The following is a 22,586-nucleotide window of genomic DNA, read 5'->3' on the forward strand; positions in this document are numbered from 1 at the left end:
ATAATCTATTTAAAATTAACATATTGCATTTTTTTCTAAATACCTTAATGAAAGCAATAATGCAGCTAAGCTTCTAGACTCACAAAAATTTATATGAGTAATTAACTCTTCACTTCTCCTAATAGACCAAGGTATTACTTCTAATGGTTCTGGTTCATCACCCTTCAATCGTTCTGGATATAAATCTTTTCCAATAAAAATAATCATACGACCAGAAAAATAAGAAGGTGCTAAAACAACTTCTTTTAAAAAAATAAGACAATTAGAACCAAAACCAATTTCTTCTTTTAGTTCTCTTATTGCTGCTTCTTCTTGAGATTCTCCTAAATCTACAAGACCTTTAGGGAAAGATAATTCATAACGTTCTGTTCCTACTGCATATTCTTGAACTAGCAGAAAATTTCCATTCATTATAGGAACAATCATCACTGCGTCAACAGTTCGTGGTTTCATACGTTCATAAGTACGTTTCTCTCCATTCCCGAACACAAGTTTTATTGATTCAATAGAAAATAACTTTGACTGTGAGATAATTTTTTTTTCTAAAATTTCAGGTAAGCTTTTTTTTTTCACTGATTGTACTCTCCATATTTAAAAGAAATACATGACAACTACTCTTTCACTTACAAATGTAGAAAAATAGAACTTATAACTATTAGTAATAAGAAAGATCATTTGGATTATGATTAGTAATATCATGAACGGCAGTTAATTCAGTTGAAAATTTCTGCAGTAGTTCTTTTTCAATATTTTCTTTTAGAGTAATATTGACCATGGAACAACCGTTACAACCGCCTCCAAATTCAATAACTGCAATTCCATCTTCAGTAATTTCTACCAATTTAATATGGCCACCATGATCTGAAAGATGAGGATTTAGTTGAGTTTGTATTACATAATTAACACGTTCCAATAGTGTGGCATCTTTCGATATTTTATTTTTTTTTGCATTTGGGGCTTTCAGTGTTAATTGAGAACTGATTTTGTCAGTAATACAATCAATTTCAGCATGTTTCAGGAAAGGAAGGCTTAATTCATCTACATAAGCAGAAAATCCATTAAATTTAAATTCAGTATCAGTAGATTCTACTGATTCTCTTGGACAATAAGATACTCCGCACTCAGCCTTTTCAGTTCCAGGATCAACAACAAATAAACGTATATTTGTATTTTTTTCTTTTTTATTTAGCAAACTAACAAAATATATTTGTGCAGTTTCACTAATAGAAATAAAATTTAACATAATACATATCTTCTAAAATTATTGACTCTCCAATTCTCCATTGTACTACTCATATAAAGAAGATCTAGTTTTTTTCTAAAAAATAATCAAAGCCGATATGATAATGAAAAGTACTGTGCTGTATAGGCTAATAAGCAATATGTTTATTATCAATATCTTTAATATCTATAAGATAAATTAAGACATTTCTTTTTCAATCATTTGAATGATAATATGGATAATCTTTATATGCATTTCTTGAATGCGGTCTGCATATCTAAAATGTGGAATGCAAATTTCAATATCTGATAAACCAGAGATTTTACCACCATCTTTACCTGTTAATGAAATAGTTTTCATTTCTTTTTTTTTAGCACTATTAATCGCTTTTAGAATATTTTCAGAATTACCAGATGTCGATAAAGTGAATAATACATCACCTTTTAAACCTATAGCCTCTATATACCTAGAAAAAACAAATTCATAACCAAAATCATTACTAACACAAGATAAGTAACTAGGATCTGAAATAGCAATACCTGGGTACCCAATACGATTTTCACGATAACGACCTGTTAATTCTTCTGCAAAATGCATAGCATCACAATGTGAACCACCATTACCACAAGATAAAACTTTGCCATTTTGTTTAAATGAAGTGGCAATTAATTTAGCTATCATTTCCATACGAATCATATTTTCTTCATTTTTAATAAATGCATTCAATAAGTTAACTGATTCGATTAATTCTCTTTTTATTAAATTTTGATACATAAAAACCCTTTTAATTGTCAGATGGATAAATGAAATTATTTATAATAAATATCTACTAATAGTTAACTATTAAAATCAGCGGATATAAAAAATTATTTAGATAAAAAAACTAATGTAAAATGTACAAAAATTCATTTTTTCATTTTACAGAAATAAAATAGTTGATTAAAATATCATTAAGCATAAAAAAATCATATATTCAATATATGATAAAAAAAATAAAAATGCGTTACTACTATTCATATCAGGGAAAAAAACTTTATTGGACATTCTAAGTAACTATGAAATTTCCTTCAAAACATAAAACTCACACTCTCTCAATAGAAGGACTGCGCTGTCCAGAACCAATTATGATAATCAGGAAAACGATAAGAATTATGAAAGATGGTGATTTTCTTCTGATAAAATCAGATGATCCTTCAACAAGACGTGACATTCCAAATCTTTGTCGGTTTATGGATCATAAACTCCTCATTATAAAAACTAACAAATTGCCATATAGATATCTAATAAAAAAAGGCATAAAATAAGGAATAGATGTTGTAAAAATGCTCTATTTACCAATATATTATTTATAATCTTATAATGATTGTTTTATTTTATTTGTATTATTATAGGAATAATAGGATGAAAGTACTTTTGCTTTATTCAACAAGAGAAGGACATACGAAAAAAATTATACAACATATTCATAAAGAACTAAAATGCTCAGAGTGTCAAATAGAAAATATACATAAATTGAAAGAAATAGATTTATTAAAATATAAAAAAATCCTCATTGGTGCTTCTATTCATTATGGTCACTTAAGTAAAGAGCTGTATGATTTTTTAGAAAAAAATTATACACAGCTAAAAAAAATTAAAGGAGCTTTTTTTTGTGTGAATTTAACTGCTAGAAAAGAAAAACAAAAAAAAGATACCCCAGAAGGCAGTACTTACATAAAAAAATTTCTTAAAAAATCTTCTTGGGAACCTCAACTAATAGGAGTTTTTGCAGGGGAACTTTGCTATCATAAATATAGATGGTTTGATCGAATTATGATTAAAATAATTATGTTTTTAACTGGTGGTATAACAAACACTAGCAAATCAGTTGAATATACTAACTGGAAAAAAGTATCTCTATTTGCTAAAAAATTTAATAAATTACAATAAAATTATTTTATTTACTGATTATGGAATAATTGTTATAAACAAATTTTAAAAAACAAAAAACCTTTGTATTTATTCTGAATTTTTGTCTAGCATTATTCATTGTTTTGATGGACGCTGCCAATTATAAATCGTACGCTTCTTAGATCTCCTAGTCACTAATTCTCCCTTAGCAACATCTTTCGTAACTGTAGTACCCGCGCCAATAGTTGCATGATCTGCAATATGAATTGGGGCAACTAACTGACAAGAAGAACCTACAAAAACATCATTACCAAGAATTGTTTTATGTTTGTTTGCACCATCATAATTACATGTTATGACTCCAGCACCAATATTGCTCAATTGACCAATTTCAGCATCACCAAGGTAAGTTAAATGGTTAGCTTTTGTTTCTTTACCTATAGTAACATTTTTTACCTCGACAAAATTTCCTATATGGACATTATCAAACAACTTCGAAGTTGGACGTAAACGAGCAAAAGGACCAAGCTTACAATTTTTTCCAATGCTGGAGCCTTCAATAACACTATATGGTTTAATAATTGTATTATCATCGATAATACAATTCTTAATAATACTACCAGCACCAACAATTACATTATTACCTAGAGATACATTACCCTCAATTATAACATTAATATCAATTTTACAATTGATACCAAAAATTAATACACCACGTAAATCAAAACGATCAGGATCAAGTAGTATTAGACCTTGGTTAATCAATTTATAAGCTTGCGATAATTGAAATTCTCTCTCTAATTGGGTAAGCTGAACTAGATCATTAATACCTTTTACTTCAATTTTATCAACAGGATGCACTGTGTGCACCTGACATCCTTCATGGTATGCAGTTGAAACAATATCAGTAAGATAATACTCACTTTGTGAATTTTTATTGTTTAAATCAGAAATCCATCGTTTCAAGTCATCCCCTAAGGCAACCATTACTCCTGTATTAATCTCTTTAATTATTTTTTGATTTTCTGTAGCATCTTTTTCTTCAATAATTCTAACTACAGCATTATCACAATCTCTTCGAAGGATCCGACCATATCCCATAGGATTATCTAAAAAAACAGTTAATAAAGCTATTCCTCCCATTGGATAAGCATTTAATAACTTTCTTATTGTCTCTTCAGATATCAAAGGAACATCGCCATATAGCACTAAAATTTTTTCATTACCCAAAAACTTTTTTGATGCTTGACTAACAGCATGGCCTGTACCTAAAGGTTCAGCTTGTAATACCCAAGAAACAGGCTCATCAAATAATGTTTTTTTTATTAGTTCAGAAGAATGTCCATACACTAAATAAATATTCTTCGCTCCTAATTTATTACACGTATCAATAAGATACCTAACTATAGGCTTACCAGCTAAAGTATGCAAAACTTTAGGTATATTAGAACGCATACGGCTACCTTTACCCGCAGCAAGAATAACAGCACTGAATTTCATTTAATAACCTGAAAAACTGTATTAAAAGAATGATTTTTCTAAATATTCTCAGATGTTTTGTTTTTAATAATCAGATTCCAATTAACGAAATCTTTTACTTAATTCAAGAACTCTTAGTTGAGCAACTGCTTTCTCAAGTTCACTGCTAGCTAATTCAATATCTACGCTTTCACCTTTTCCTGTCATCATCTTTTCAGCCTTTTTTTTAACTGACTCAACTTTTTGTAAATCTAAATCCTGACCACGAATAGCAGTATCAGCTAATAAGGTTGAAATAGTAGGTTGAATTTCAAGTACACCACCAGAAACATATATAAACTCTTCTTGAAAATTAGCTTTTAATATACGAAGCCTTCCAGGCAATAGTTTAGTTAATAATGCTGTATGACCATAAAAAACTCCTATGTCTCCCATACAAGCAGTTACTAAAAAATTTTTAACAGAACCTGAGAAAATTCTACTTTCAGCACTAACTACATCGAGATGAAAAGTTTTCACTAAAATTTTTCCTTAAAATGTTTTAATTTATAATTTTTTAGCATTATCTAAAACATCCTCAATCGAACCACAATACATAAACGCTTGTTCTGGAATATCATCATATTCTCCTTCTAATAATCTTTTAAAACCATATAAAGTTTTTTTAAGAGGAACATAAACCCCTCGATTACCAGAAAACACTTCAGCTACATGATAAGACTGAGTTAAGAAACGCTCGATTTTTCTAGCTCGAGAAACAATACATTTATCTTGATCTGATAATTCATCAATACCTAAAATAGCAATTATATCTTTTAATTCTTTATAACGCTGAAGTGTTTTCTGAACAGAACGTGCTATATCATAATGCTCTTGCCCAACAATTAAAGGATCTAATTGACGAGAAGTAGAATCTAAAGGATCTATTGCTGGATAAAGCCCCATAGCCGCAATGCTACGATTCAATACAATTGTTGCATCTAAATGTGCAAACGTTGTTGAAGGAGCTGGATCAGTTAAATCATCTGCTGGTACATAAACTGCTTGCACAGATGTAATAGAACCTTGATTAGTTGAAGTAATACGTTCTTGAAGAATTCCCATTTCTTCAGATAATGTAGGCTGGTAACCTACAGCAGAGGGTATACGACCTAACAATGCTGATACTTCCGTGCCTGCTAGTGTGTAACGATAAATGTTATCAATAAATAAAAGTACATCATGACCCTCATCACGGAACCGTTCAGCCATAGTTAAACCAGTTAATGCGACTCGTAAACGATTTCCTGCTGGTTCATTCATTTGACCATAGACCATAGCTACCTTTGATTCTTCTAACTTTTTAATATTTATAACACCAGCTTCCTGCATCTCAAAATAAAAATCATTTCCTTCACGAGTTCGCTCACCAACACCAGCAAATACAGATAACCCTGAATGTTGAAGTGCTATATTATTTATGAGTTCCATCATATTAACAGTTTTTCCAACACCGGCACCCCCAAATAAACCAATCTTCCCTCCCTTTATAAAAGGACAAATTAAATCAATTACCTTGACACCAGTTTCTAAAATCACTGTTTCATTAGAAATATCTTCAAATTTTGGTGCTAAACGATGAATAGGATAACGTTCCTTAGTGTTAATTTCCCCAAGATTATCAATAGGTTCTCCTAAGACATTAACAATACGACCTAAAGTTGCGTTACCAACTGGTACTAAAATTGGAGAACCTGTATCTTGAACTATCAAACCACGACGCAGACCAAATGAACTTCCCATAACGATAGTACGAACTATACCAGCACCAAGCTGCTGTTGAACTTCAAGAACAAGATGAACTTTAAGTTCTAGAACATGTAATGCATTATACAAATTTGGTACTGAATTACTATCTGGAAATTCTACGTCGACTACTGAGCCGATGATTTGTATAATCTTACCTGTAGTCATCGTAAATTAATCCTCTAAACTATTTTCTTCTTAGATTTAAACTGCAGCTGCACCTGATACTATTTCAGATAGCTCTTGAGTAATTTCAGCTTGACGAGCCTTATTATATAAAAGTTCTAAATCATCAATTAAACAGTCGGCGTTATCAGTTGAACTTTTCATAGCTAGCATTCTAGCTGCTTGCTCACATGCTAAATTCTCAACTAAACCTTGATATACCTGAAATTCTAGATACCGTATTAACAATACATCTAATAAGGATTTAGAGCTAGGTTCATATATATAATCCCATGAATAACTTTTTTTTATATCATTATTATTATCTTTATCCTCAGATAAAGGTAATAATTGTTTAATCTTAGGTTTTTGAATCATCGTATTTATAAAACGATTAAATACTAAAAATAACTGATCTAACTCACCTGAATCATACTTTTTCAGCATAACACCGACCGAACCGATTATACTTTCAAGACTTGGTCTATTTCCAAGACCTGATAACTGGGCAATAACCTTAGCCCCAATATGTTTTTTAAAAAAGGAACTAGCCTTTAAACCAATTATAGACAACTGAATATTGGCACCTTTTCTAGATTTTTTTTGTATATCTATAAGAGTCTGTTTAAATAAATTAATATTTAATCCTCCACACAAACCACGATCTGTAGAAATAACAATATAACCAACAGATCTAGCTGTTCGCTTTTCTAAGTATGGATGGTACAAGTCTAATCTATCAGATTGAGTAATATGATTAATAACTTTAGATATTTCTTCAGAATAAGGACGAGAAGCTTCCATTAATTTCTGAGAACGACGCATCTTGGAAGCTGCTACCATCTCCATCGCTTTTGTTATTTTTTTAGTGCTTTTAACACTACTAATCTTAGTATGTATTTCTTTCGGATTAGTCATAACTAAAAAAAGCTCCTATTGCTCACTTAACATTACTATCTTATTGGTTTACCAAATTTGAGTGTCTTGAAAAGAACTTAATATCTTTTGAAACTGTATTTCAATTTCTTCGTTATATTCATCAGTTGTATTTATCTTATCTACAAATTTTGAATATTCTAAATGAGCATAAGATAATATAGACGATTCAAAAGATAAAATATCTTTTGCTTCAATTTTTTTAAAAAAAACACTTTCTGCTACAAAAAGAAGCAATGCTTGGTCAAAAACAGACATAGGAGAATACTGTTTTTGCTTCATTAATTCTGTAATTTTTAAACCATGCTCTAACTTCTCCTTAGTTATTGAATCTAGATCAGAAGAAAACTGTGCAAACGCTGCTAATTCACGATACTGAGCAAGTGCTGTACGAATACCAGATGAGAACTTTTTAATTATTTTATTTTGTGCTGCCCCACCTACACGAGAAACAGATATCCCAGGATCTAATGCAGGACGAATACCCGAATTAAATAATTCAGTTTTAAGAAAAATTTGACCATCAGTAATTGAAATGACATTAGTTGGAACAAATGCAGATACATCACCTGCTTGTGTTTCAATTATAGGAAGAGCGGTTAAAGAACCCGTTTTCCCTTTCACCTGACCATTAGTGTGCCTTTCTACATATTCTGAACTAACACGAGCTGAGCGTTCTAGTAATCTTGAGTGAAGATAAAAAATATCACCAGGAAAGGCTTCACGACCAGGTGGACGTTTCAGTAATAAAGAGACTTGACGATAAGCAACAGCTTGCTTAGATAAATCATCATATACAATTAAAGCATCTTCACCACGATCACGAAAATACTCTCCCATTGTACAACCAGAATATGGCGCTAGATACTGTAATGCAGCAGATTCAGAAGCTGTTGCTACAACAATAATAGTATTATCCAACGCTCCGTATTTTTCAATTTGATGCACTACACTGGCTACAGTAGAACTTTTTTGACCTATAGCAACATAGATAGAATAAACACCAGATTTTTTTTGATTAATAATTGTATCAATTGCCATCGATGTTTTACCAGTCTGACGATCGCCAATTATTAATTCACGCTGTCCTAAACCAATTGGAATCATAGAGTCAACAGACTTATAGCCAGTCTGAAGAGGTTGATCTACCGATTTACGTTCAATAACACCTGGTGCAATTACTTCGACAGGCAAAAAAGTTTTAGATTTAATTGGACCTTTCCCATCAATTGGTTGACCTAAAGTGTTTACAATTCTACCAAGCATTTCTTGACCAACTGGAACTTCAAAAATACGTCCAGTTCCTTTCACTTTCATTCCTTCCTTAAGATCAAAGTGAGGCCCCATAACTACAGCTCCAACTGAATCACGATTAAGATTTAATGCTAAAGCATAACGTTGACCAGAAAGCAACTCAATCATTTCACCTTGCATTACATTTTCTAAACCATATATGGTAATAATACCATCACTTACTGACGCAATAGTACCTTGGTTGCAATTTTCTATAACAATATTAAAATCTTTAATGCGTTTTTTGATTAATTCGCTAATTTCTGTGGAACTAAGTTGCATATTCCAATCCTTATCAATAATTCGTCTTCAATAAATTTCTTAGACAATTTAAATAACCCATTGCAGAGCCATCAATTAGTGTATCTCCAACTCGAATTGTAATGCCACAAATCAAATTTTGATTTATAGCACAATGTAGATTAACCTTATAACCAAAGCGCTTTTCAAGTTTATCTATAATAATCTTGCATTGTTTTTTAGAAAGTTTAACCGCAGATAATACATAAGCATCTTTACGTTTTTTATATTCATTTTTCAGATAAAGAAAATTTTTTAAAATGCCAGGAAGGTTCATGAGGCGTGAGTTTTTAATAATCATTTTTATAAAATTCTGAGAAAAATTGTTAAACTGATTTTTATAACAAGATAAAAAAAAATCCTCCAGTCTATGAGGAGATAATAAGCGAGCATCTAATATTTTTTTAATTTGCTCTTGTTCTAAAAGTTTAACAAAAAAAATAAGCACTTGATTCCAATGTTCTACCTGATCATTTTCGAGAGCGAATTCAAAAACTGCATTAGAATAAATTCTTTCTATTTTTTTATTTAAGTCAGACATTATTTTGTATACTTAAAGCTTAGATGAAATTCTAGATATAATATCATCATGATCGTTCTTATCAATTGTACGCTGAAGAATTTTCTCAGCAGCTAATATTGATAAATCAGACAATTGCTCACGTAGTTTTAAGTTAAGACGACGTTGTTCAGCTTCTATTTCAATTTTAGCTTGAAGAAGAATTTTATTATGTTCAATTAAAGCTTCTTGACGAGCTTTATGAATAATCTGAATTTTACGTTTATTTGCTTGTGTAATGATTTTTTTTGCTAAGATCGATGCTTTTTTAATTTTTTTTGAAGCATCTAATTTTGCTAATTCTACATTCTTAGCAGCATCTTTAGCCTCTGATAAAGAGGAAGCAATATATTTTTGACGTTCTTCAATTGCCCGAATAATAGGCGGCCATACATACTTAACGCAAAACCAAACAAATAGAGAAAACGATATTGCTTGACCTAATAAGGTTGCATTTAGATTCACAACAGTTCTCCTTTATTCATCGACAATTAAATTTCAATCCAAAAAAAACTATTTTTTAAAATAGGTTGATTTAACCAGAAAAATATACAACGAACGGATTGGCAAATGTAAAAAGCAAGGCAATAACAATACCTATCATAGGGATAGCATCTAATAGACCCGCTATTATAAACATCTTAACTTGTAACATTGGAGCCATTTCCGGTTGACGTGCAGCTCCTTCCAAAAATTTCCCACCTAGGATAGCAAAACCAATAGATGTGCCAATAGCACAAAAACTAACCATAATCGCCACTGCAATTGCAGAAAAACTTAATACAGTTTCCATCTAAAATCTCCAATCAAATTAGCAACAAGTTTCTCAAATAAAGGTTATAGAATCAATGCTTATTTCCTTCATAGATCATTGACATATAAACAATAGTTAACATCATAAACACAAACGCTTGAATTAAAATAACAAGAATATGAAAAATGGCCCAAGGAACTGAACCTATCCATTGAAGGTACCATGGTAACATTGCAGCACATAAAATAAAAACCACTTCACCTGAAAACATATTACCAAATAAACGCATACCAAGAGATAAAGGTTTAGCCAACATAGATACTATTTCAATTAGCAGATTTAGTGGAATCATAATTGGGTGATTAAATGGATGAAAAACTAACCCTTTTATAAAACCAGAAATTTTTTTTACTTTAATGCTATAAAATATAACTAAAAAAAATATAGATAAAGCCATGGCCATCGTGATATTAAGATCAGCTGAAGGAACTGCTTTTAAATAAGCAATCCCTAATAAATTCTTAGCTAAATAAGGCAAAAAATCTATAGGAACTAAATCCATAACATTCATTAGTATAACCCAACAAAAAATAGTTAATGATAAAGGAGCTATTATTGGATTTGAACAATAAAACGTATCTTTAACATTTTTATCCACAAACTCAACTACCATTTCAATAAAACATTGTACTTTTCCTGGAAAACCAGATTTTACTTTCTTAGCTACACTATAGAACAAACCTAAAAATATTAAGCCAGTAAACCAAGAAAAAAACAAACTATCTATATGAATATTCCAAAAACTTGTTTCTTCAGAGACCAAGCCTATCTTAGCTAAAGAGAAATGTTCTAAATGATGCTCAATATATTCGGATGTTGTGGAATCTGACATAACACACCCTTAATTTTACTTAATAAATAAAACTGGAGTAAAAAAATTAATAGTTAATAAAAATAAATAGCTTGATACTAAAGGAATTAGTTCTACTTTCATATATATAAATACAATCGAGAATAATATAGCCGTAACAACTAATTTAATCAATTCTCCAGCGTAAAAAGATATCAAAACAAACACTTTATGATTCGCTCCACTAAACAAGAAGGCGCATAATGAAAAAATCATATTAGCAAGAAAAAATATTCCTCCACCAATAAATGATGCCTTTCCCCATTCAATTCCAAAAAATATCATTATCGATGAACTTAAAATAAGGAGAGCCGCTCCCTGAATCACTAATATGCGTTTAACAAGATTTTTTCCAAGTCTAGTAGCTAAAGGAGATATATTAATAATCATACGCAGTACCTGTGTAAGATATATTCAATTTTAAATAGCTATATCAAAGTCTAAAATTATACGATCAGATAAATTGATTGCAATCAAAATACTGTAAAAAAACAACTTTTCTTATAATCCTATATTTTTCATAAAAAATGTACTAACCTTTTAGTTTATCTATTTCGAATGATATTTATTCTTTTTCTCGAGCTGAAGCACTATTAACCAATAGAATAGGCGTCTAATCCTTTTCCTAAACTAGGTTTAGACATATCAACTAGATTCCTTATAATAAATTGATTCATTTAGTTCTTCACGACGCAGGATTTCAGCAGCTAACACCAAGTATGCCTTAAGCACCTAGGATGAATGCTTATCATAATACATAGCTGATTTTCTATGACTTATTTGCTTCAGCTGAATGAATATTACAAGGAATGACTGTTCTATAAACTTCATTACCAAAATGTTTTTTTAACTGCTCCGAGACTTCATTTGAGATTCTATTTCTTGGATCATACATAGTACGTAAGAAACCTTCAATTTTTAAATTCACAAGCATTAATAGTAAGAAGATTTAAAGAGGGAGGACAAGCAATAAAAATAAAATCACAAACATCTCGAACTGAAGAAAGAGTATTTTTAAGACGATCTTCTCGAAAAAAAACTTCCATTAACTTTATTTCAGCAGCTGTAATATCACTATTAGCAGCAATGAGATCATAATAACCTGATATCTGTCTGTATCCTACTTTCTTGAAAGAAAGATTTTTAATTATAAGTTCATAATCTCTTGCATTTATTTTATATTTATCTATTCCACTTGCCATAGTAGCATTACCTTGAGGATCAAGAAGAACCAATAATACTTTTTGCTTAATTACTATCATTGAGGCAGCTAATGTTTACACAAGTTGTAGTTTTTATAACACCACCTTTCTGATTTGTAATAGCTATAATTCTTCCCACAGATATATCTCGTAATTATCGTAATTATCCTTGATCTAATAAGATTACAAGATGACGTCTACCTTCTAACTCAGGAACTTCTAACACTTTTATATCAATTACAGAACACCAATCAGGAAGTTGTTTAATTTCATCTACAGGTAATTGTCCTTTCATAGATAAAAATACACCAGAGTTTATTTTAGGTAAATGCCGACAACACTTTACCATTTTTTTTATTGAGGAAAATGCACGGCTCAAAACGGCATCAAATCTCTCTTCTGGTTGATAGTTTTCAACCCTACTATGGATAGGTATTGCATTTTTAATATTCAGTTCATAAAGAACGTGCTTAATAAAACAGATACGTTTCTTTGAAGAATCTAATAAATAAAAAGTCTTATCAGTAGCAATAATAGCTAATGGAATACCAGGTAAACCTGGGCCAGTTCCTACATCAATAAATAGATTTCCTTCAAGATAAGGATTTATAGTGATGCTGTCTAATACATGTTTAATAAGTATTTGTATAGGATTGTTGATAGAGGTTAAGTTATAAACTTTATTCCACTTATTAAGCAATTCTGCATAAGAAACAAGTTGTTGTTTATGTGACTTATTTACTATCAGGTTAGCTTGTCTTAAAAGATTATCAAGTTTGAGTCGTAAAGAATTCACTCTGTGCTTACATCCTTAGTTATTTTTTAATTAAGTACTGTTTTTTTAAATGTATAAGCAAAATTGAAATTGTCACAGGTGTTACTCCAGGAATTCTTGATGCAGCACCTAACGTATTAGGTCTTATAGTACTAAGTTTTTCTATTACTTCATTTGATAGACCTTTGATTTTTTTATAATCTAGTTTTTCATCCAAGATTGTATTTTCATAACGGATGGACTTTTCAATTGTTTTTTGTTGGCGATCAATATAACCTTTATATTTAATCTGAATTTCAATTTCTTGAGTAACTTCAGAATCTTTTAATCCAGGATAAAAAGGTTCTAATTTCATTAATTTAGAATAGGTCATTCCAGGACGTCTTAATAAATCTTCACCGCTCATTGTATTGGATAAAGGATTTGTGAGCAGCTTATTGATAGCACGAATATTATTAGCATTTGGTTGTATTATTATTCCTTTAAGGCGTTGTTTCTCATTCTCAATATCATTTATTTTTTTATTAAATTTAACCCAACGCATTTCATTAATAAGACCTAATTTATAGGATTTTTCAGTAAGACGAATGTCAGCATTATCTTCACGTAATAGTAAACGATATTCAGCACGTGATGTAAACATCCGATAAGGCTCTGTTGTACCTAAAGTAGATAGATCATCAATTAGAACACCTAAATAAGCTTCATCACGACGAGGTATCCATCCCTCTTTATCTTGATTATATAAGCTTGCATTAATTCCAGCCATTAAACCTTGAGCTGCAGCTTCTTCATAACCAGTTGTACCATTTATTTGGCCAGCAAAAAACAAACCTTTAATTAATTTTGTCTCATAAGTTCCTTTAAGAGCACGTGGATCAAAAAAATCATATTCAATTGCATAACCTGGACGAATAATATGAGCGTTGTTGAATCCTTCGATGGATTGAATTAATTCTACTTGTACATCAAATGGCAAACTAGTAGAAATTCCATTTGGATATAACTCATTAGTAGTTAAACCTTCAGGTTCAATAAAAATTTGGTGGGACTCTTTGTTGTTAAAACGTATGATCTTATCTTCAATCGATGGGCAGTATCGTGGTCCAATTCCTGTTATATTTCCATTAAACACTGGGCTTTTAGAGAGATTTTTTCTGACTATATCATGAGTATGCACATTAGTGTGAGCAATAAAACAAGGTATTTGTTTTGGATGTTGTTTTGGATTTCCTATAAAAGAAAATACAGGTACAGGATAGTCTCCATGCTGAATCTCTAAACTTGAAAAATCCACGCTTCTAGAATCAATTCTAGGTGGTGTTCCTGTTTTTAACCTATTTACCTTAAAAAGATATTCTCTAAGATGCATAGCTAATTTACTTGATGGGGATTCGCCTGATCTTCCTCCAGGTATAGTTTTTTCTCCTATATGTATTTTTCCGTTAAGGAAAGTACCAACAGTTAAGATCACTGATTTAGCATAAAATTTATAGCCTATTTGGGTAACTACTCCAATGATAGTATCATTTTTTATAATAAAATCATCTACGGATTCTTGGAATAGAGTTAAATTTTCTGTATTCTCTAAAGTTTCTCGTATGTAATTTTTATAAAGCAACCGATCAGATTGAGCTCTTGTAGCACGAACTGCTGGACCTTTAGAAAGATTTAAGATCTTAAATTGAATACCTGAATGATCAATTGCTTGAGCCATTAATCCACCCATAGCATCAATTTCTTTTACTAAATGACCTTTTCCAATCCCACCAATAGCTGGATTACAAGACATTTGACCTATAGTATCAATATTATGGGTTATAAGTAGTGTATGTTGTTGAGTGCGGGCTGTTGCTAAAGCTGCTTCTGTTCCTGCATGTCCAGCTCCTATTACAATTACATCAAATTGGTTTTTGTTTTTGTAAAGCAATCTGTTAATTCCTAATGTTTCTTTAAAAGAACTTGTATGATGTTATTTAAAGGTTTACGAACTTTTAATATAAGATCTAAAAGATCTTATATATTTTTATTATTAAGGATTCTTAAGTACGTGGATAACTGCTATATGATCAATAAGATCATGTTCTTCTCACCCATTATATAGTGTGATCAAAATTTTATTATGATGAGTGTTATATGTGTATAACTACTACTATTATACATAACGTGGTTTTTTTCTCTACACATATAAATAAACACAGGTTAATAACTATATATCTATGTAGTTATATACAGACATTAAAAAGCACCAAAATCATATCGTTATTGAATTCACGTTTATATACTTGTAAATTCCTTTACTAAGACAAATAACTTTGAATTTAAATAAACATAAGTCAATTATATTTTTATGAATATGGCTTATTTTAAGAAAAAATCATACTTTTTTATACTCAAGTTTTCGCTCAATAACGGTTTCTATATTCATATTTCAAATATTAATAATCTAAAAGCAATAAAGTTTAATCTTTCCTAACTATAGAGGTTTTAAATAAAAATATTTCTAGAATAATGCTAGTATATAAAAGTTTACATCAATGATAAGTATGTATTATGTAAACTTATCTATTATTTTTAGATACCATCATTTATAATTGAATAAGATTCAACTTTTTTTAACTATTTAACTTTAATTATCACAATGAAAATTCTTGCTTTTGCTGCTAGTAATAGTATCCATTCAATCAATAAAAAGTTTGTACAATATGTCACTGGTTTAATTCCTTTCAGTGATATTACAATATTAGATCTTAATGATTATGAAATGCCCATATACAGTATAGATCGAGAGCAAAATATGGGTATTCCAAATCAATCTCAAATGTTTTTTAAACAAATAGGAAAAGCTGATGCAGTTATTATTTCTTTTGCAGAACATAATGGAAGTTATACAGTTGCATACAAAAATCTGATTGACTGGACATCAAGAATACATCAGCTTATTTTTCAGAATAAACCTGCATTATACCTTTCTGCTTCTCCAGGAATAGGTGGTGCGAAAAATGTGCTGACTATTGCAGTTAACTCTGCTGCATCTTTTGGCGCAGTTTTAAAAAGCAGTTTTTCTATACCTAATTTTTTTAATAATTTTAATCTAGAAAAAAACATACTCACTAATCCTAAACTGGAAAAGGAATTAAAGTTAGCACTATCACAATTGCTTTCATCTACTATTCCTTAAAATGAATATTATTAACGTTAATAATATTATTATAGACAAACTAACAATAATCTAGTTTAATGTTAATATGTTTTGGGTTAATAACAATTCCTGTTCCATATATTATTTTAAAATAGAACTTATGGCTAAGAGTTTTATAGTTGTTGACTTAATAGTAATTTTGGAGTTTTAGAAATAAAATGAAACGAATAGTCATTACTGGTTTTGGTGCTATATCTCCTATTGGTTTAAATGCCAATGAAAGTTTTAAGTCATTATTGCAAGGAAAACATGGTTTTAGAAGAATTACAAATTTCGTTCCAGAAAAATTAGGATGTAAAACAACGTTTGCTGCTCAGATTTCTGAAAACTTTAATTTGATTCATCATTTCCCATTTAGCGAAATGTCCATTCAAGAACAAAAAAAACAAATAAAAAAACTTGATAGACATCAAGTTTTTGCAATGATAGCAGCTTCAGAAGCTATTAAAATGGCTGGTTTAGATTCAATACAAAACAAGAAACAGTTAGATCGTATTGGTGTTAATTTTTCTACTGGTGTTGGTGGCATGAATAGTTTTGAAACTTGTGTTGCTACTTCTATAGCTGGTAAAAAACAATCACCATTTGGCAATTTAAAGTTTTTACCTAATATTGCTGCAGGATATATTTCTAATTATTGGAATTTTACAGGTCCAAATAATGCTCATTGTACTGCGTGTGCTGCAGGTGCTCATTCAATTGCGGATGGATATAACGCTATTTTTACAGGAGAAGCTGATATTATTATTGCAGGTGCATCAGAAGCATCTATTACCCCAGTAGGAATTTCAACATTTAATGCACAGACAGCATTATCTGTGAACAACAACTCAATTGATACTGCTTCTCGTCCATTTACAGTAGATAGGAATGGTTTTGTTATGGGTGAGGGTGGAGCATGTCTTGTTTTAGAAAGCTTTAAAAGTGCACAAGAACGTGGAGCTAAAATATATGCAGAATTATCGGGTTTTTGCAGAACGGCAGATGGAAATACAGGTCAAGCGATCACTTCCCCTCATCCCAATGGCAATGGAGCAAAACGAGCGATCTTAGGTGCACTAGAAAGATCTGGAAAATCTCTTTATGATGTGGATTATATTAATACCCATAGCACTAGCACTATTGCAGATTTTGTTGAAATTAAAGCGATTAAAGAAGTATTCAAAGAACATGCTATAAAAGTATTGGTATCTGCTACAAAAGCATCTACAGGACATTTATTAGGTGCATCTGGTGCTATCGAGGCTGTCTTTACTGTCCTTTCCATTATTAATAATACAGTTCCATATACTAGAAATTTAACAATGAAAAATATTGATAAAGCTTGTTTAGGTGTTAATCATGTAATGGAGAAACCAAAAAGAACAAATATTAATTTAGCATTGTCAAATTCATTCGGATTTGGTGGAACTAATGTTTGTGTAGCAATTTCATCATATAGGTAATTAACTGCAACTTTTAATAAGCTAAAAATACATTTGATATGAATTAAAAATAGTTTTTTTTGCTATTGCAAATCTATTACTGCGATTCTAAGACTAGAAATTTAATTTATTTTCCTATGCAGAATGAAGAAAAAATTTTTCCAAGTAAATCATCAGAATTAAATTCTCCTGTGATTTCATTGAGGTGCTGTTGTGCTATTCTTAGTTCTTCTGCAAGAATTTCTCTCTCTGTTGCATTTTCCTCTATCTGTGCTTTTCCAATCTTTAAATGTTGTTCAGCTTGTTCTAACGCATTGAGATGTCTACGACGTGCCATAAATCTCCCTTCATTCCCTCCTGAAAATTGCATGCATTTTTTTAAATGTTTTTTAAGTATATCAAGTCCTTGTCCTGTTTTAACCGATAAATGAATTACTGTTGGTAAGCTAGCTGAACATATTCTTGGACCTTCACTAGTTTGATCTATTTTATTTCGAATAATAGTTATACCTGTATTATTTGGTAGGTGATTGAGAAAATCAGGATATATTTCTGTTATATTAGTAGAAATTGTATTACTAGCATCAATCATAAACAGAACATGATCGGCTACTTTAATTTCATCAAAAGTTCGTTTTATCCCAATTTTTTCAATCATATTTATAGTGTTACGAAATCCTGCAGTATCAATTAGCTGTATTGGCATACCATCAATATGTATGTTTTCATGAAGTATATCACGAGTTGTTCCAGCAATATTAGTGACAATAGCAGATTGTTTTCCTGAAAATGCATTAAGTAAGCTTGATTTCCCAGAATTAGGTAAACCAACAATTGCTATTTTCATTCCTTCACGAATAATGATTCCTTGATTAGCTTCTTGTTTTACTTTTTTTAGATTTTTAAAAATAATTTTTAAATCAGATAATATTTTTTTTGTGTTTAAAAAATCAATATTATCTTCTGGAAAATTAATAGATGCTTCAATATCTATACGCAAATTAATTAAACTATTAACTAACATATTAATTCTCCTAGAAAATTCTCCTTGAAAAGATTGAAATGCTAATTTTGCTGCTTCTTCCGATTGTGCATTAATAAGATCAGCTATAGCTTCTGCTTGAGTTAGATCTAACTTATTATTTAAAAAAGCACGTTCAGAAAACTCTCCAGGTTTTGCTATTCTAATGTTAGAAATATGCAATATATGTTGGATTAACATATCCATTACAAAAGGGCTACCATGACCTTGCAATTCTAGTACATCTTCTCCTGTAAATGAGTGTGGTTCTGGGAAATAAATAGCAATCCCCTGGTCTAGTATCATTTCATTTTTCTTAAAAGGAATATAAGTAGCATAACGAGGTTTCAGCATTTTCCCTGTAATTTCCCAAGCTACTTTTAAAGCTTGAGGTCCTGATACACGTATAATTCCAATACCAGAATAACCTCTAGATGTAGCCTGAGCAACAATAGTATCTATCATTATTATTTCTTCATTTATAGAACAGTTATTTATTAAGTTGTAATTTAATATAATCCTTTCTTTGCTAATGTTTTGTAAATAAGCGTTTGCTGAATAACAGTGACAATATTCGATATTAGCCAATACAGAACAAGTCCCGATGGAAACCATAGTAAGAAGCCAGTAAATATCACTGGTATAAATGTCATAATTTTTTGTTGAAGAGGATCTGTAATAGTAGTTGGGCTCATTTTTTGGATAAGAAACATTGAAATTCCCATAAGTATAGGCAAAATAAAGTAAGGATCTGGAGCTGAAAGATCATGAATCCAACCAATAAATGGAGAATGACGTAATTCTACTGATTCCATTAAAGTCCAGTATAAGGCAATAAAAATAGGCATCTGTAGAAGAATAGGTAAACATCCACCCAATGGACTTACTTTCTCTTTCCTATATAATTCCATCATTTCTTGACTCATACGTTGCCGATCATTACCAATACGTTCTTTCATGGCTTGTAATTTTGGTTGAAGAACTCGCATTTTAGCCATTGAAGTATATTGAGCTTTAGTTAATGAATACATAGCACCACGAATAATAAAAGTTAAAATTATAATCGATACTCCCCAGTTAGATGCAAACCTTTGAATAAAGGATAGTAATTTATGTAATGGTTTAGCAATAAACCATAGCCAACCATAGTCAACTACTAGATCTAGATTTGGGGCAATTAATTCCATTTCATCTTGTAGTTTTGGACCTATCCAAAGTGTGGACTTAAATTTAGCAGAATCTCCATTTTTGATAGTTACATTTGGAAAACGAATACCAATATCAGCAAGATCGTCAATTATACGAGTATAAAGAGTTGAAGTAGAGTTATTTCTAGGAATCCATGCTGCTGCAAAATAATGTTGAATCATTGCAGCCCAGCCTTGATCATGAAAAATATTTAATGATAAATTGCGTTCTTTCATATTATCAAAGCTATATTTTTTATAGCGTGTATCTTGTGTTGAATAGGCACCACCTTGATACGTTGGAAGTGTAATACTACCACCTGAATCCATCATGTTTTGACGTAAATGAGAATACATGCCTACAGTTGCATTCTTGCCTGATCGATTCATTATTTGAAATTCAATATCAAGAGCATAGCTGTTTCTTTTTAAAATAAATGTTTTAGTATAGTAAATGCCATTTTCTTGATATGTTAAAGGAATCCTCAATTCATTTAAACCTTCAGTTAATTGAAAATGATTACTGTTGGTTTTGTAATGAGGGCGATTATCTTTGGTTAAATCAATTCCATTGGGACCAATCAAACCACTTTGAGCAATAAATTGATGTTTAGGTGTATTTTTTAGTAAGGCAAACGGGGTTGATGAACCAAGTTCTAATAAATATTTATTTAGCTTTGCTTCTATAATATCACCACCAATTGTAGTGATATTTAAAGTGAGAACATCAGTTGTTGCTGTAATTGTCGATAATGAAGAATTTATAAATGATTTAGGTATTATTTCATTTGGTTCTATTGTTTCATGTTCATTATATGTAATCTCCTTTTCATTACTATTCCATTGTTGAAATAGTAAAAAAGAAACTAAACCTAAAGCAATTAATAGGATCTTACATTGATGATTCATTCTGTTTATCTTCTTCGTTTAATTTAGATATTGATGGAATAGGATCGTATCCTCCTTTATTCATTGGGTTACATTTTAATAGACGTTTAACTGCTAATAAACTTCCTTTTACAAACCCATAAGCTATAATAGCTTCTATGGCATAAACTGAACAAGTCGGACAAAATCTGCAGCAAGGGGTCATTAAAGGACTGATAATCCATCTATAAAGACGAATTATCGTAATAACTATCCAAGAGAAAAAAGAAATAGGCGAGACCATAGTTTATTAAACACTAAAAATGTTTCATTATTACTTAATTTTTGAAAATGTCGTTTAGCAATGACAACAAAATCCTTATTAGGAAGTTTATGTTGATTTTTTCTAAAACTTTCTCTAGCTAACCGTTTAAAATTATTTCGGTCTACAGCGTTTCCAATCTCTTTTTTAGGAACAGCTAATCCTAAACGAGGACTGCCAAGAAAATTTTCTCGAGAAAGTATAGTTAAATATAAAGAGTTAACACAATGAGCTTTCTGAAAAACACTATGATAGTGTTCAGAATTAGATAATCGAACCCTTTTATTAAACCTGTATCTAACACACAAAATATAAGCTGCTATTTAGAAAGATGTACACGACCTTTTTTTCGACGTGCATTAATAATTTTACGACCATTTTTAGTTGCCATACGTGAACGAAATCCATGGGTACGACTTCGTTTCAGAACTGTAGGCTGAAAAGTGCGTTTCATGATCGATACCTTTAATTACTGTTATCTAAAAGAGTTTCTGTTTTTTCTCTTGTATTTAAGCAATTGTAAAAATAAATTAAGAGAAACTAATTGTAAAAGTTCACGTTATTACGACTATATACCAATAATCGTTCCATCATAACTTAATTTTAAAAAAATGCAATAGATTATAATACTAAATATAGATACTCAGAAATATGATAACAATCATATTTTCTATAATTAAAAAATTGCTATTGTAATATTATTCAGTTTAGAACTATTATCTAATATCAATTAAATATTTTTAATGCGTGATTATTCAATAGAATTGAAAATTACTATTTCAATTTTTTCCTTTCATTTTTGTGGGTTATTCTGTGAATAAATTCGGAAAAAAATATGGTAGTATTGTGAATAACCATAATTCTATTCACTGGAACCATAATTAAATTCTAGTGAGTTAGATTATCGATAGATAATCTTCCAGAAATTTTCCTATTATAAATAAGTGTATGAGTGAGGTTACTGTGTCATCTTCTCTTTGGTTGCAATGTTTACAACACCTTCAAGAAGAGCTACCAATAACAGAATTCAGTATGTGGGTTCGTCCGTTGCAAGCGGAACTTAGTGATAACACGCTAACTTTATTCGCGCCAAACCGTTTTGTGCTTGATTGGGTTCGTGATAAATATCTTAATAATATAAATAACGTACTGAAGGAATATTGTGGAGAAAATATTCCAAATCTTCGTTTTGAGGTTGGTAGTCGTCCCATTATTTCAAAACCATCTTCGTTAATCCAAACACCAGCCGATGTTGCAGCAATGTCTTCTGCACCTGCTCAATTAGAGGCTTTT

General features: G+C 30.5%; 27 protein-coding genes. 5 read left to right on the forward strand and 22 right to left on the reverse strand.

The window, feature by feature from the left end:
- Nucleotides 1-15: 15 nt before the first annotated feature.
- The 3 genes from nudE to lpcA all read right to left on the reverse strand — a co-directional run bounded on the left by nudE (nucleotide 16) and on the right by lpcA (nucleotide 1,996).
- A complete protein-coding gene (nudE, locus tag CF66_RS03485; RefSeq protein WP_016504168.1) occupies nucleotides 16-573 on the reverse strand; it encodes an ADP compounds hydrolase NudE in 558 nt (185 codons plus the stop codon).
- 82 nt (nucleotides 574-655) lie between these two features.
- On the reverse strand, nucleotides 656-1,243 hold the full coding sequence (gene nfuA / locus CF66_RS03490) for a Fe-S biogenesis protein NfuA (protein ID WP_016504169.1): 588 nt from the start codon (nucleotides 1,241-1,243) through the stop codon (nucleotides 656-658).
- A 177-nt stretch (nucleotides 1,244-1,420) separates the two neighbouring features.
- Nucleotides 1,421-1,996: a D-sedoheptulose 7-phosphate isomerase gene (gene lpcA, locus CF66_RS03495; RefSeq protein ID WP_016504170.1), complete on the reverse strand. Its 576-nt coding sequence runs from the start codon at nucleotides 1,994-1,996 to the stop codon at nucleotides 1,421-1,423.
- A 281-nt stretch (nucleotides 1,997-2,277) separates the two neighbouring features.
- Here lpcA and tusA point away from each other — a divergent pair, with 281 nt between their 5' ends.
- Entirely contained in the window at nucleotides 2,278-2,526 is a 249-nt protein-coding gene (gene tusA, locus CF66_RS03500; protein ID WP_016504171.1) for a sulfurtransferase TusA, read from the forward strand.
- Between the two features lie 97 nt (nucleotides 2,527-2,623).
- Nucleotides 2,624-3,151 (forward strand): menaquinone-dependent protoporphyrinogen IX dehydrogenase, encoded by a 528-nt coding sequence (hemG, locus tag CF66_RS03505; RefSeq protein ID WP_016504172.1) that lies wholly within the window; start codon nucleotides 2,624-2,626, stop codon nucleotides 3,149-3,151.
- A 96-nt stretch (nucleotides 3,152-3,247) separates the two neighbouring features.
- On the opposite strand, the gene glmU is transcribed toward hemG, so the two are convergent.
- The 14 genes from glmU to mnmG all read right to left on the reverse strand — a co-directional run bounded on the left by glmU (nucleotide 3,248) and on the right by mnmG (nucleotide 15,200).
- Nucleotides 3,248-4,612, reverse strand: a complete 1,365-nt coding sequence (gene glmU, locus CF66_RS03510) for a bifunctional UDP-N-acetylglucosamine diphosphorylase/glucosamine-1-phosphate N-acetyltransferase GlmU (protein WP_034411684.1) — start codon at nucleotides 4,610-4,612, stop codon at nucleotides 3,248-3,250.
- 81 nt (nucleotides 4,613-4,693) lie between these two features.
- Nucleotides 4,694-5,116: a F0F1 ATP synthase subunit epsilon gene (locus CF66_RS03515; protein ID WP_034411685.1), complete on the reverse strand. Its 423-nt coding sequence runs from the start codon at nucleotides 5,114-5,116 to the stop codon at nucleotides 4,694-4,696.
- A gap of 21 nt (nucleotides 5,117-5,137) precedes the next feature.
- Nucleotides 5,138-6,544 (reverse strand): F0F1 ATP synthase subunit beta, encoded by a 1,407-nt coding sequence (gene atpD, locus CF66_RS03520; protein ID WP_016504175.1) that lies wholly within the window; start codon nucleotides 6,542-6,544, stop codon nucleotides 5,138-5,140.
- Nucleotides 6,545-6,580: 36 nt separating this feature from the next.
- On the reverse strand, nucleotides 6,581-7,459 hold the full coding sequence (atpG, locus tag CF66_RS03525; RefSeq protein ID WP_034411687.1) for a F0F1 ATP synthase subunit gamma: 879 nt from the start codon (nucleotides 7,457-7,459) through the stop codon (nucleotides 6,581-6,583).
- Between the two features lie 48 nt (nucleotides 7,460-7,507).
- Entirely contained in the window at nucleotides 7,508-9,052 is a 1,545-nt protein-coding gene (gene atpA / locus CF66_RS03530) for a F0F1 ATP synthase subunit alpha (protein ID WP_016504177.1), read from the reverse strand.
- A gap of 13 nt (nucleotides 9,053-9,065) precedes the next feature.
- The gene (atpH, locus tag CF66_RS03535) at nucleotides 9,066-9,611 is read right to left on the reverse strand and encodes an ATP synthase F1 subunit delta (protein WP_034411689.1); all 546 of its coding nucleotides are present in this window, start codon (nucleotides 9,609-9,611) and stop codon (nucleotides 9,066-9,068) included.
- Between the two features lie 12 nt (nucleotides 9,612-9,623).
- Nucleotides 9,624-10,094, reverse strand: coding sequence for a F0F1 ATP synthase subunit B (locus CF66_RS03540; RefSeq protein ID WP_016504178.1), 471 nt, complete (start codon nucleotides 10,092-10,094; stop codon nucleotides 9,624-9,626).
- Between the two features lie 70 nt (nucleotides 10,095-10,164).
- Nucleotides 10,165-10,422: a F0F1 ATP synthase subunit C gene (atpE, locus tag CF66_RS03545; RefSeq protein WP_016504179.1), complete on the reverse strand. Its 258-nt coding sequence runs from the start codon at nucleotides 10,420-10,422 to the stop codon at nucleotides 10,165-10,167.
- A 52-nt stretch (nucleotides 10,423-10,474) separates the two neighbouring features.
- On the reverse strand, nucleotides 10,475-11,275 hold the full coding sequence (gene atpB, locus CF66_RS03550) for a F0F1 ATP synthase subunit A (protein WP_016504180.1): 801 nt from the start codon (nucleotides 11,273-11,275) through the stop codon (nucleotides 10,475-10,477).
- A 15-nt stretch (nucleotides 11,276-11,290) separates the two neighbouring features.
- Entirely contained in the window at nucleotides 11,291-11,683 is a 393-nt protein-coding gene (locus CF66_RS03555) for a F0F1 ATP synthase subunit I (RefSeq protein WP_016504181.1), read from the reverse strand.
- Between the two features lie 521 nt (nucleotides 11,684-12,204).
- Nucleotides 12,205-12,555: an AAA family ATPase gene (locus CF66_RS04735; protein WP_016504182.1), complete on the reverse strand. Its 351-nt coding sequence runs from the start codon at nucleotides 12,553-12,555 to the stop codon at nucleotides 12,205-12,207.
- Nucleotides 12,542-12,634: a ParA family protein gene (locus tag CF66_RS04740; protein WP_158000325.1), complete on the reverse strand. Its 93-nt coding sequence runs from the start codon at nucleotides 12,632-12,634 to the stop codon at nucleotides 12,542-12,544. The genes CF66_RS04735 and CF66_RS04740 overlap by 14 nt, the downstream gene beginning before the upstream one ends.
- A 24-nt stretch (nucleotides 12,635-12,658) precedes the next feature.
- Complete coding sequence (rsmG, locus tag CF66_RS03570; RefSeq protein ID WP_016504183.1) at nucleotides 12,659-13,291, reverse strand: 16S rRNA (guanine(527)-N(7))-methyltransferase RsmG; 633 nt, start codon at nucleotides 13,289-13,291, stop codon at nucleotides 12,659-12,661.
- Between the two features lie 19 nt (nucleotides 13,292-13,310).
- On the reverse strand, nucleotides 13,311-15,200 hold the full coding sequence (mnmG, locus tag CF66_RS03575; RefSeq protein WP_034411691.1) for a tRNA uridine-5-carboxymethylaminomethyl(34) synthesis enzyme MnmG: 1,890 nt from the start codon (nucleotides 15,198-15,200) through the stop codon (nucleotides 13,311-13,313).
- A gap of 711 nt (nucleotides 15,201-15,911) precedes the next feature.
- Between mnmG and CF66_RS03580 the strand changes: the two genes are divergently transcribed.
- Both CF66_RS03580 and CF66_RS03585 read left to right on the forward strand, forming a co-directional pair.
- Complete coding sequence (locus CF66_RS03580; RefSeq protein WP_016504185.1) at nucleotides 15,912-16,451, forward strand: NADPH-dependent FMN reductase; 540 nt, start codon at nucleotides 15,912-15,914, stop codon at nucleotides 16,449-16,451.
- A gap of 179 nt (nucleotides 16,452-16,630) precedes the next feature.
- The gene (locus CF66_RS03585; RefSeq protein ID WP_016504186.1) at nucleotides 16,631-17,917 is read left to right on the forward strand and encodes a beta-ketoacyl-[acyl-carrier-protein] synthase family protein; all 1,287 of its coding nucleotides are present in this window, start codon (nucleotides 16,631-16,633) and stop codon (nucleotides 17,915-17,917) included.
- Nucleotides 17,918-18,023: 106 nt separating this feature from the next.
- On the opposite strand, the gene mnmE is transcribed toward CF66_RS03585, so the two are convergent.
- Genes mnmE through rpmH form a run of 5 tightly spaced genes read right to left on the reverse strand, consistent with a single transcriptional unit; the run spans nucleotide 18,024 to nucleotide 21,747 of the window.
- A complete protein-coding gene (gene mnmE, locus CF66_RS03590) occupies nucleotides 18,024-19,385 on the reverse strand; it encodes a tRNA uridine-5-carboxymethylaminomethyl(34) synthesis GTPase MnmE (RefSeq protein WP_187649144.1) in 1,362 nt (453 codons plus the stop codon).
- Nucleotides 19,386-19,426: 41 nt separating this feature from the next.
- Nucleotides 19,427-21,013 carry a membrane protein insertase YidC gene (gene yidC, locus CF66_RS03595; RefSeq protein WP_034411699.1) on the reverse strand — a complete coding sequence of 529 codons (1,587 nt, stop codon included), beginning with the start codon at nucleotides 21,011-21,013 and terminating at the stop codon, nucleotides 19,427-19,429.
- A complete protein-coding gene (gene yidD / locus CF66_RS03600; protein ID WP_034411701.1) occupies nucleotides 20,997-21,275 on the reverse strand; it encodes a membrane protein insertion efficiency factor YidD in 279 nt (92 codons plus the stop codon). The genes yidC and yidD overlap by 17 nt, the downstream gene beginning before the upstream one ends.
- Nucleotides 21,242-21,601: a ribonuclease P protein component gene (gene rnpA, locus CF66_RS03605; protein WP_016504189.1), complete on the reverse strand. Its 360-nt coding sequence runs from the start codon at nucleotides 21,599-21,601 to the stop codon at nucleotides 21,242-21,244. The genes yidD and rnpA overlap by 34 nt, the downstream gene beginning before the upstream one ends.
- Nucleotides 21,602-21,612: 11 nt before the next feature.
- On the reverse strand, nucleotides 21,613-21,747 hold the full coding sequence (gene rpmH / locus CF66_RS03610) for a 50S ribosomal protein L34 (RefSeq protein ID WP_016504190.1): 135 nt from the start codon (nucleotides 21,745-21,747) through the stop codon (nucleotides 21,613-21,615).
- A 509-nt stretch (nucleotides 21,748-22,256) separates the two neighbouring features.
- Between rpmH and CF66_RS03615 the strand changes: the two genes are divergently transcribed.
- Nucleotides 22,257-22,586, forward strand: a 330-nt coding sequence (locus tag CF66_RS03615) for a DnaA N-terminal domain-containing protein (protein WP_034411704.1), incomplete at its 3' end; no start/stop codon positions are given.

The sequence above is a fragment of the Candidatus Photodesmus anomalopis genome (genome assembly GCF_000731785.2).
Lineage (GTDB): Bacteria > Pseudomonadota > Gammaproteobacteria > Enterobacterales > Vibrionaceae > Vibrio > Vibrio anomalopis.

What these genes read in the sequence shown, in the direction of transcription:
- rpmH (WP_016504190.1), bottom strand. Translation starts at nt 21,747, where the DNA reads ATGAAACGCACTTTTCAGCCTACAGTTCTGAAACGAAGTCGTACCCAT.
- lpcA (WP_016504170.1), bottom strand. Translation starts at nt 1,996, where the DNA reads ATGTATCAAAATTTAATAAAAAGAGAATTAATCGAATCAGTTAACTTA.
- CF66_RS03555 (WP_016504181.1), bottom strand. Translation starts at nt 11,683, where the DNA reads ATGATTATTAATATATCTCCTTTAGCTACTAGACTTGGAAAAAATCTT.
- atpH (WP_034411689.1), bottom strand. Translation starts at nt 9,611, where the DNA reads ATGTCTGACTTAAATAAAAAAATAGAAAGAATTTATTCTAATGCAGTT.
- atpG (WP_034411687.1), bottom strand. Translation starts at nt 7,459, where the DNA reads ATGACTAATCCGAAAGAAATACATACTAAGATTAGTAGTGTTAAAAGC.
- atpB (WP_016504180.1), bottom strand. Translation starts at nt 11,275, where the DNA reads ATGTCAGATTCCACAACATCCGAATATATTGAGCATCATTTAGAACAT.
- yidC (WP_034411699.1), bottom strand. Translation starts at nt 21,013, where the DNA reads ATGAATCATCAATGTAAGATCCTATTAATTGCTTTAGGTTTAGTTTCT.
- CF66_RS04735 (WP_016504182.1), bottom strand. Translation starts at nt 12,555, where the DNA reads ATGATAGTAATTAAGCAAAAAGTATTATTGGTTCTTCTTGATCCTCAA.
- CF66_RS03580 (WP_016504185.1), top strand. Translation starts at nt 15,912, where the DNA reads ATGAAAATTCTTGCTTTTGCTGCTAGTAATAGTATCCATTCAATCAAT.
- atpA (WP_016504177.1), bottom strand. Translation starts at nt 9,052, where the DNA reads ATGCAACTTAGTTCCACAGAAATTAGCGAATTAATCAAAAAACGCATT.
- atpE (WP_016504179.1), bottom strand. Translation starts at nt 10,422, where the DNA reads ATGGAAACTGTATTAAGTTTTTCTGCAATTGCAGTGGCGATTATGGTT.
- nfuA (WP_016504169.1), bottom strand. Translation starts at nt 1,243, where the DNA reads ATGTTAAATTTTATTTCTATTAGTGAAACTGCACAAATATATTTTGTT.
- CF66_RS03585 (WP_016504186.1), top strand. Translation starts at nt 16,631, where the DNA reads ATGAAACGAATAGTCATTACTGGTTTTGGTGCTATATCTCCTATTGGT.
- tusA (WP_016504171.1), top strand. Translation starts at nt 2,278, where the DNA reads ATGAAATTTCCTTCAAAACATAAAACTCACACTCTCTCAATAGAAGGA.
- glmU (WP_034411684.1), bottom strand. Translation starts at nt 4,612, where the DNA reads ATGAAATTCAGTGCTGTTATTCTTGCTGCGGGTAAAGGTAGCCGTATG.
- yidD (WP_034411701.1), bottom strand. Translation starts at nt 21,275, where the DNA reads ATGGTCTCGCCTATTTCTTTTTTCTCTTGGATAGTTATTACGATAATT.
- hemG (WP_016504172.1), top strand. Translation starts at nt 2,624, where the DNA reads ATGAAAGTACTTTTGCTTTATTCAACAAGAGAAGGACATACGAAAAAA.
- atpD (WP_016504175.1), bottom strand. Translation starts at nt 6,544, where the DNA reads ATGACTACAGGTAAGATTATACAAATCATCGGCTCAGTAGTCGACGTA.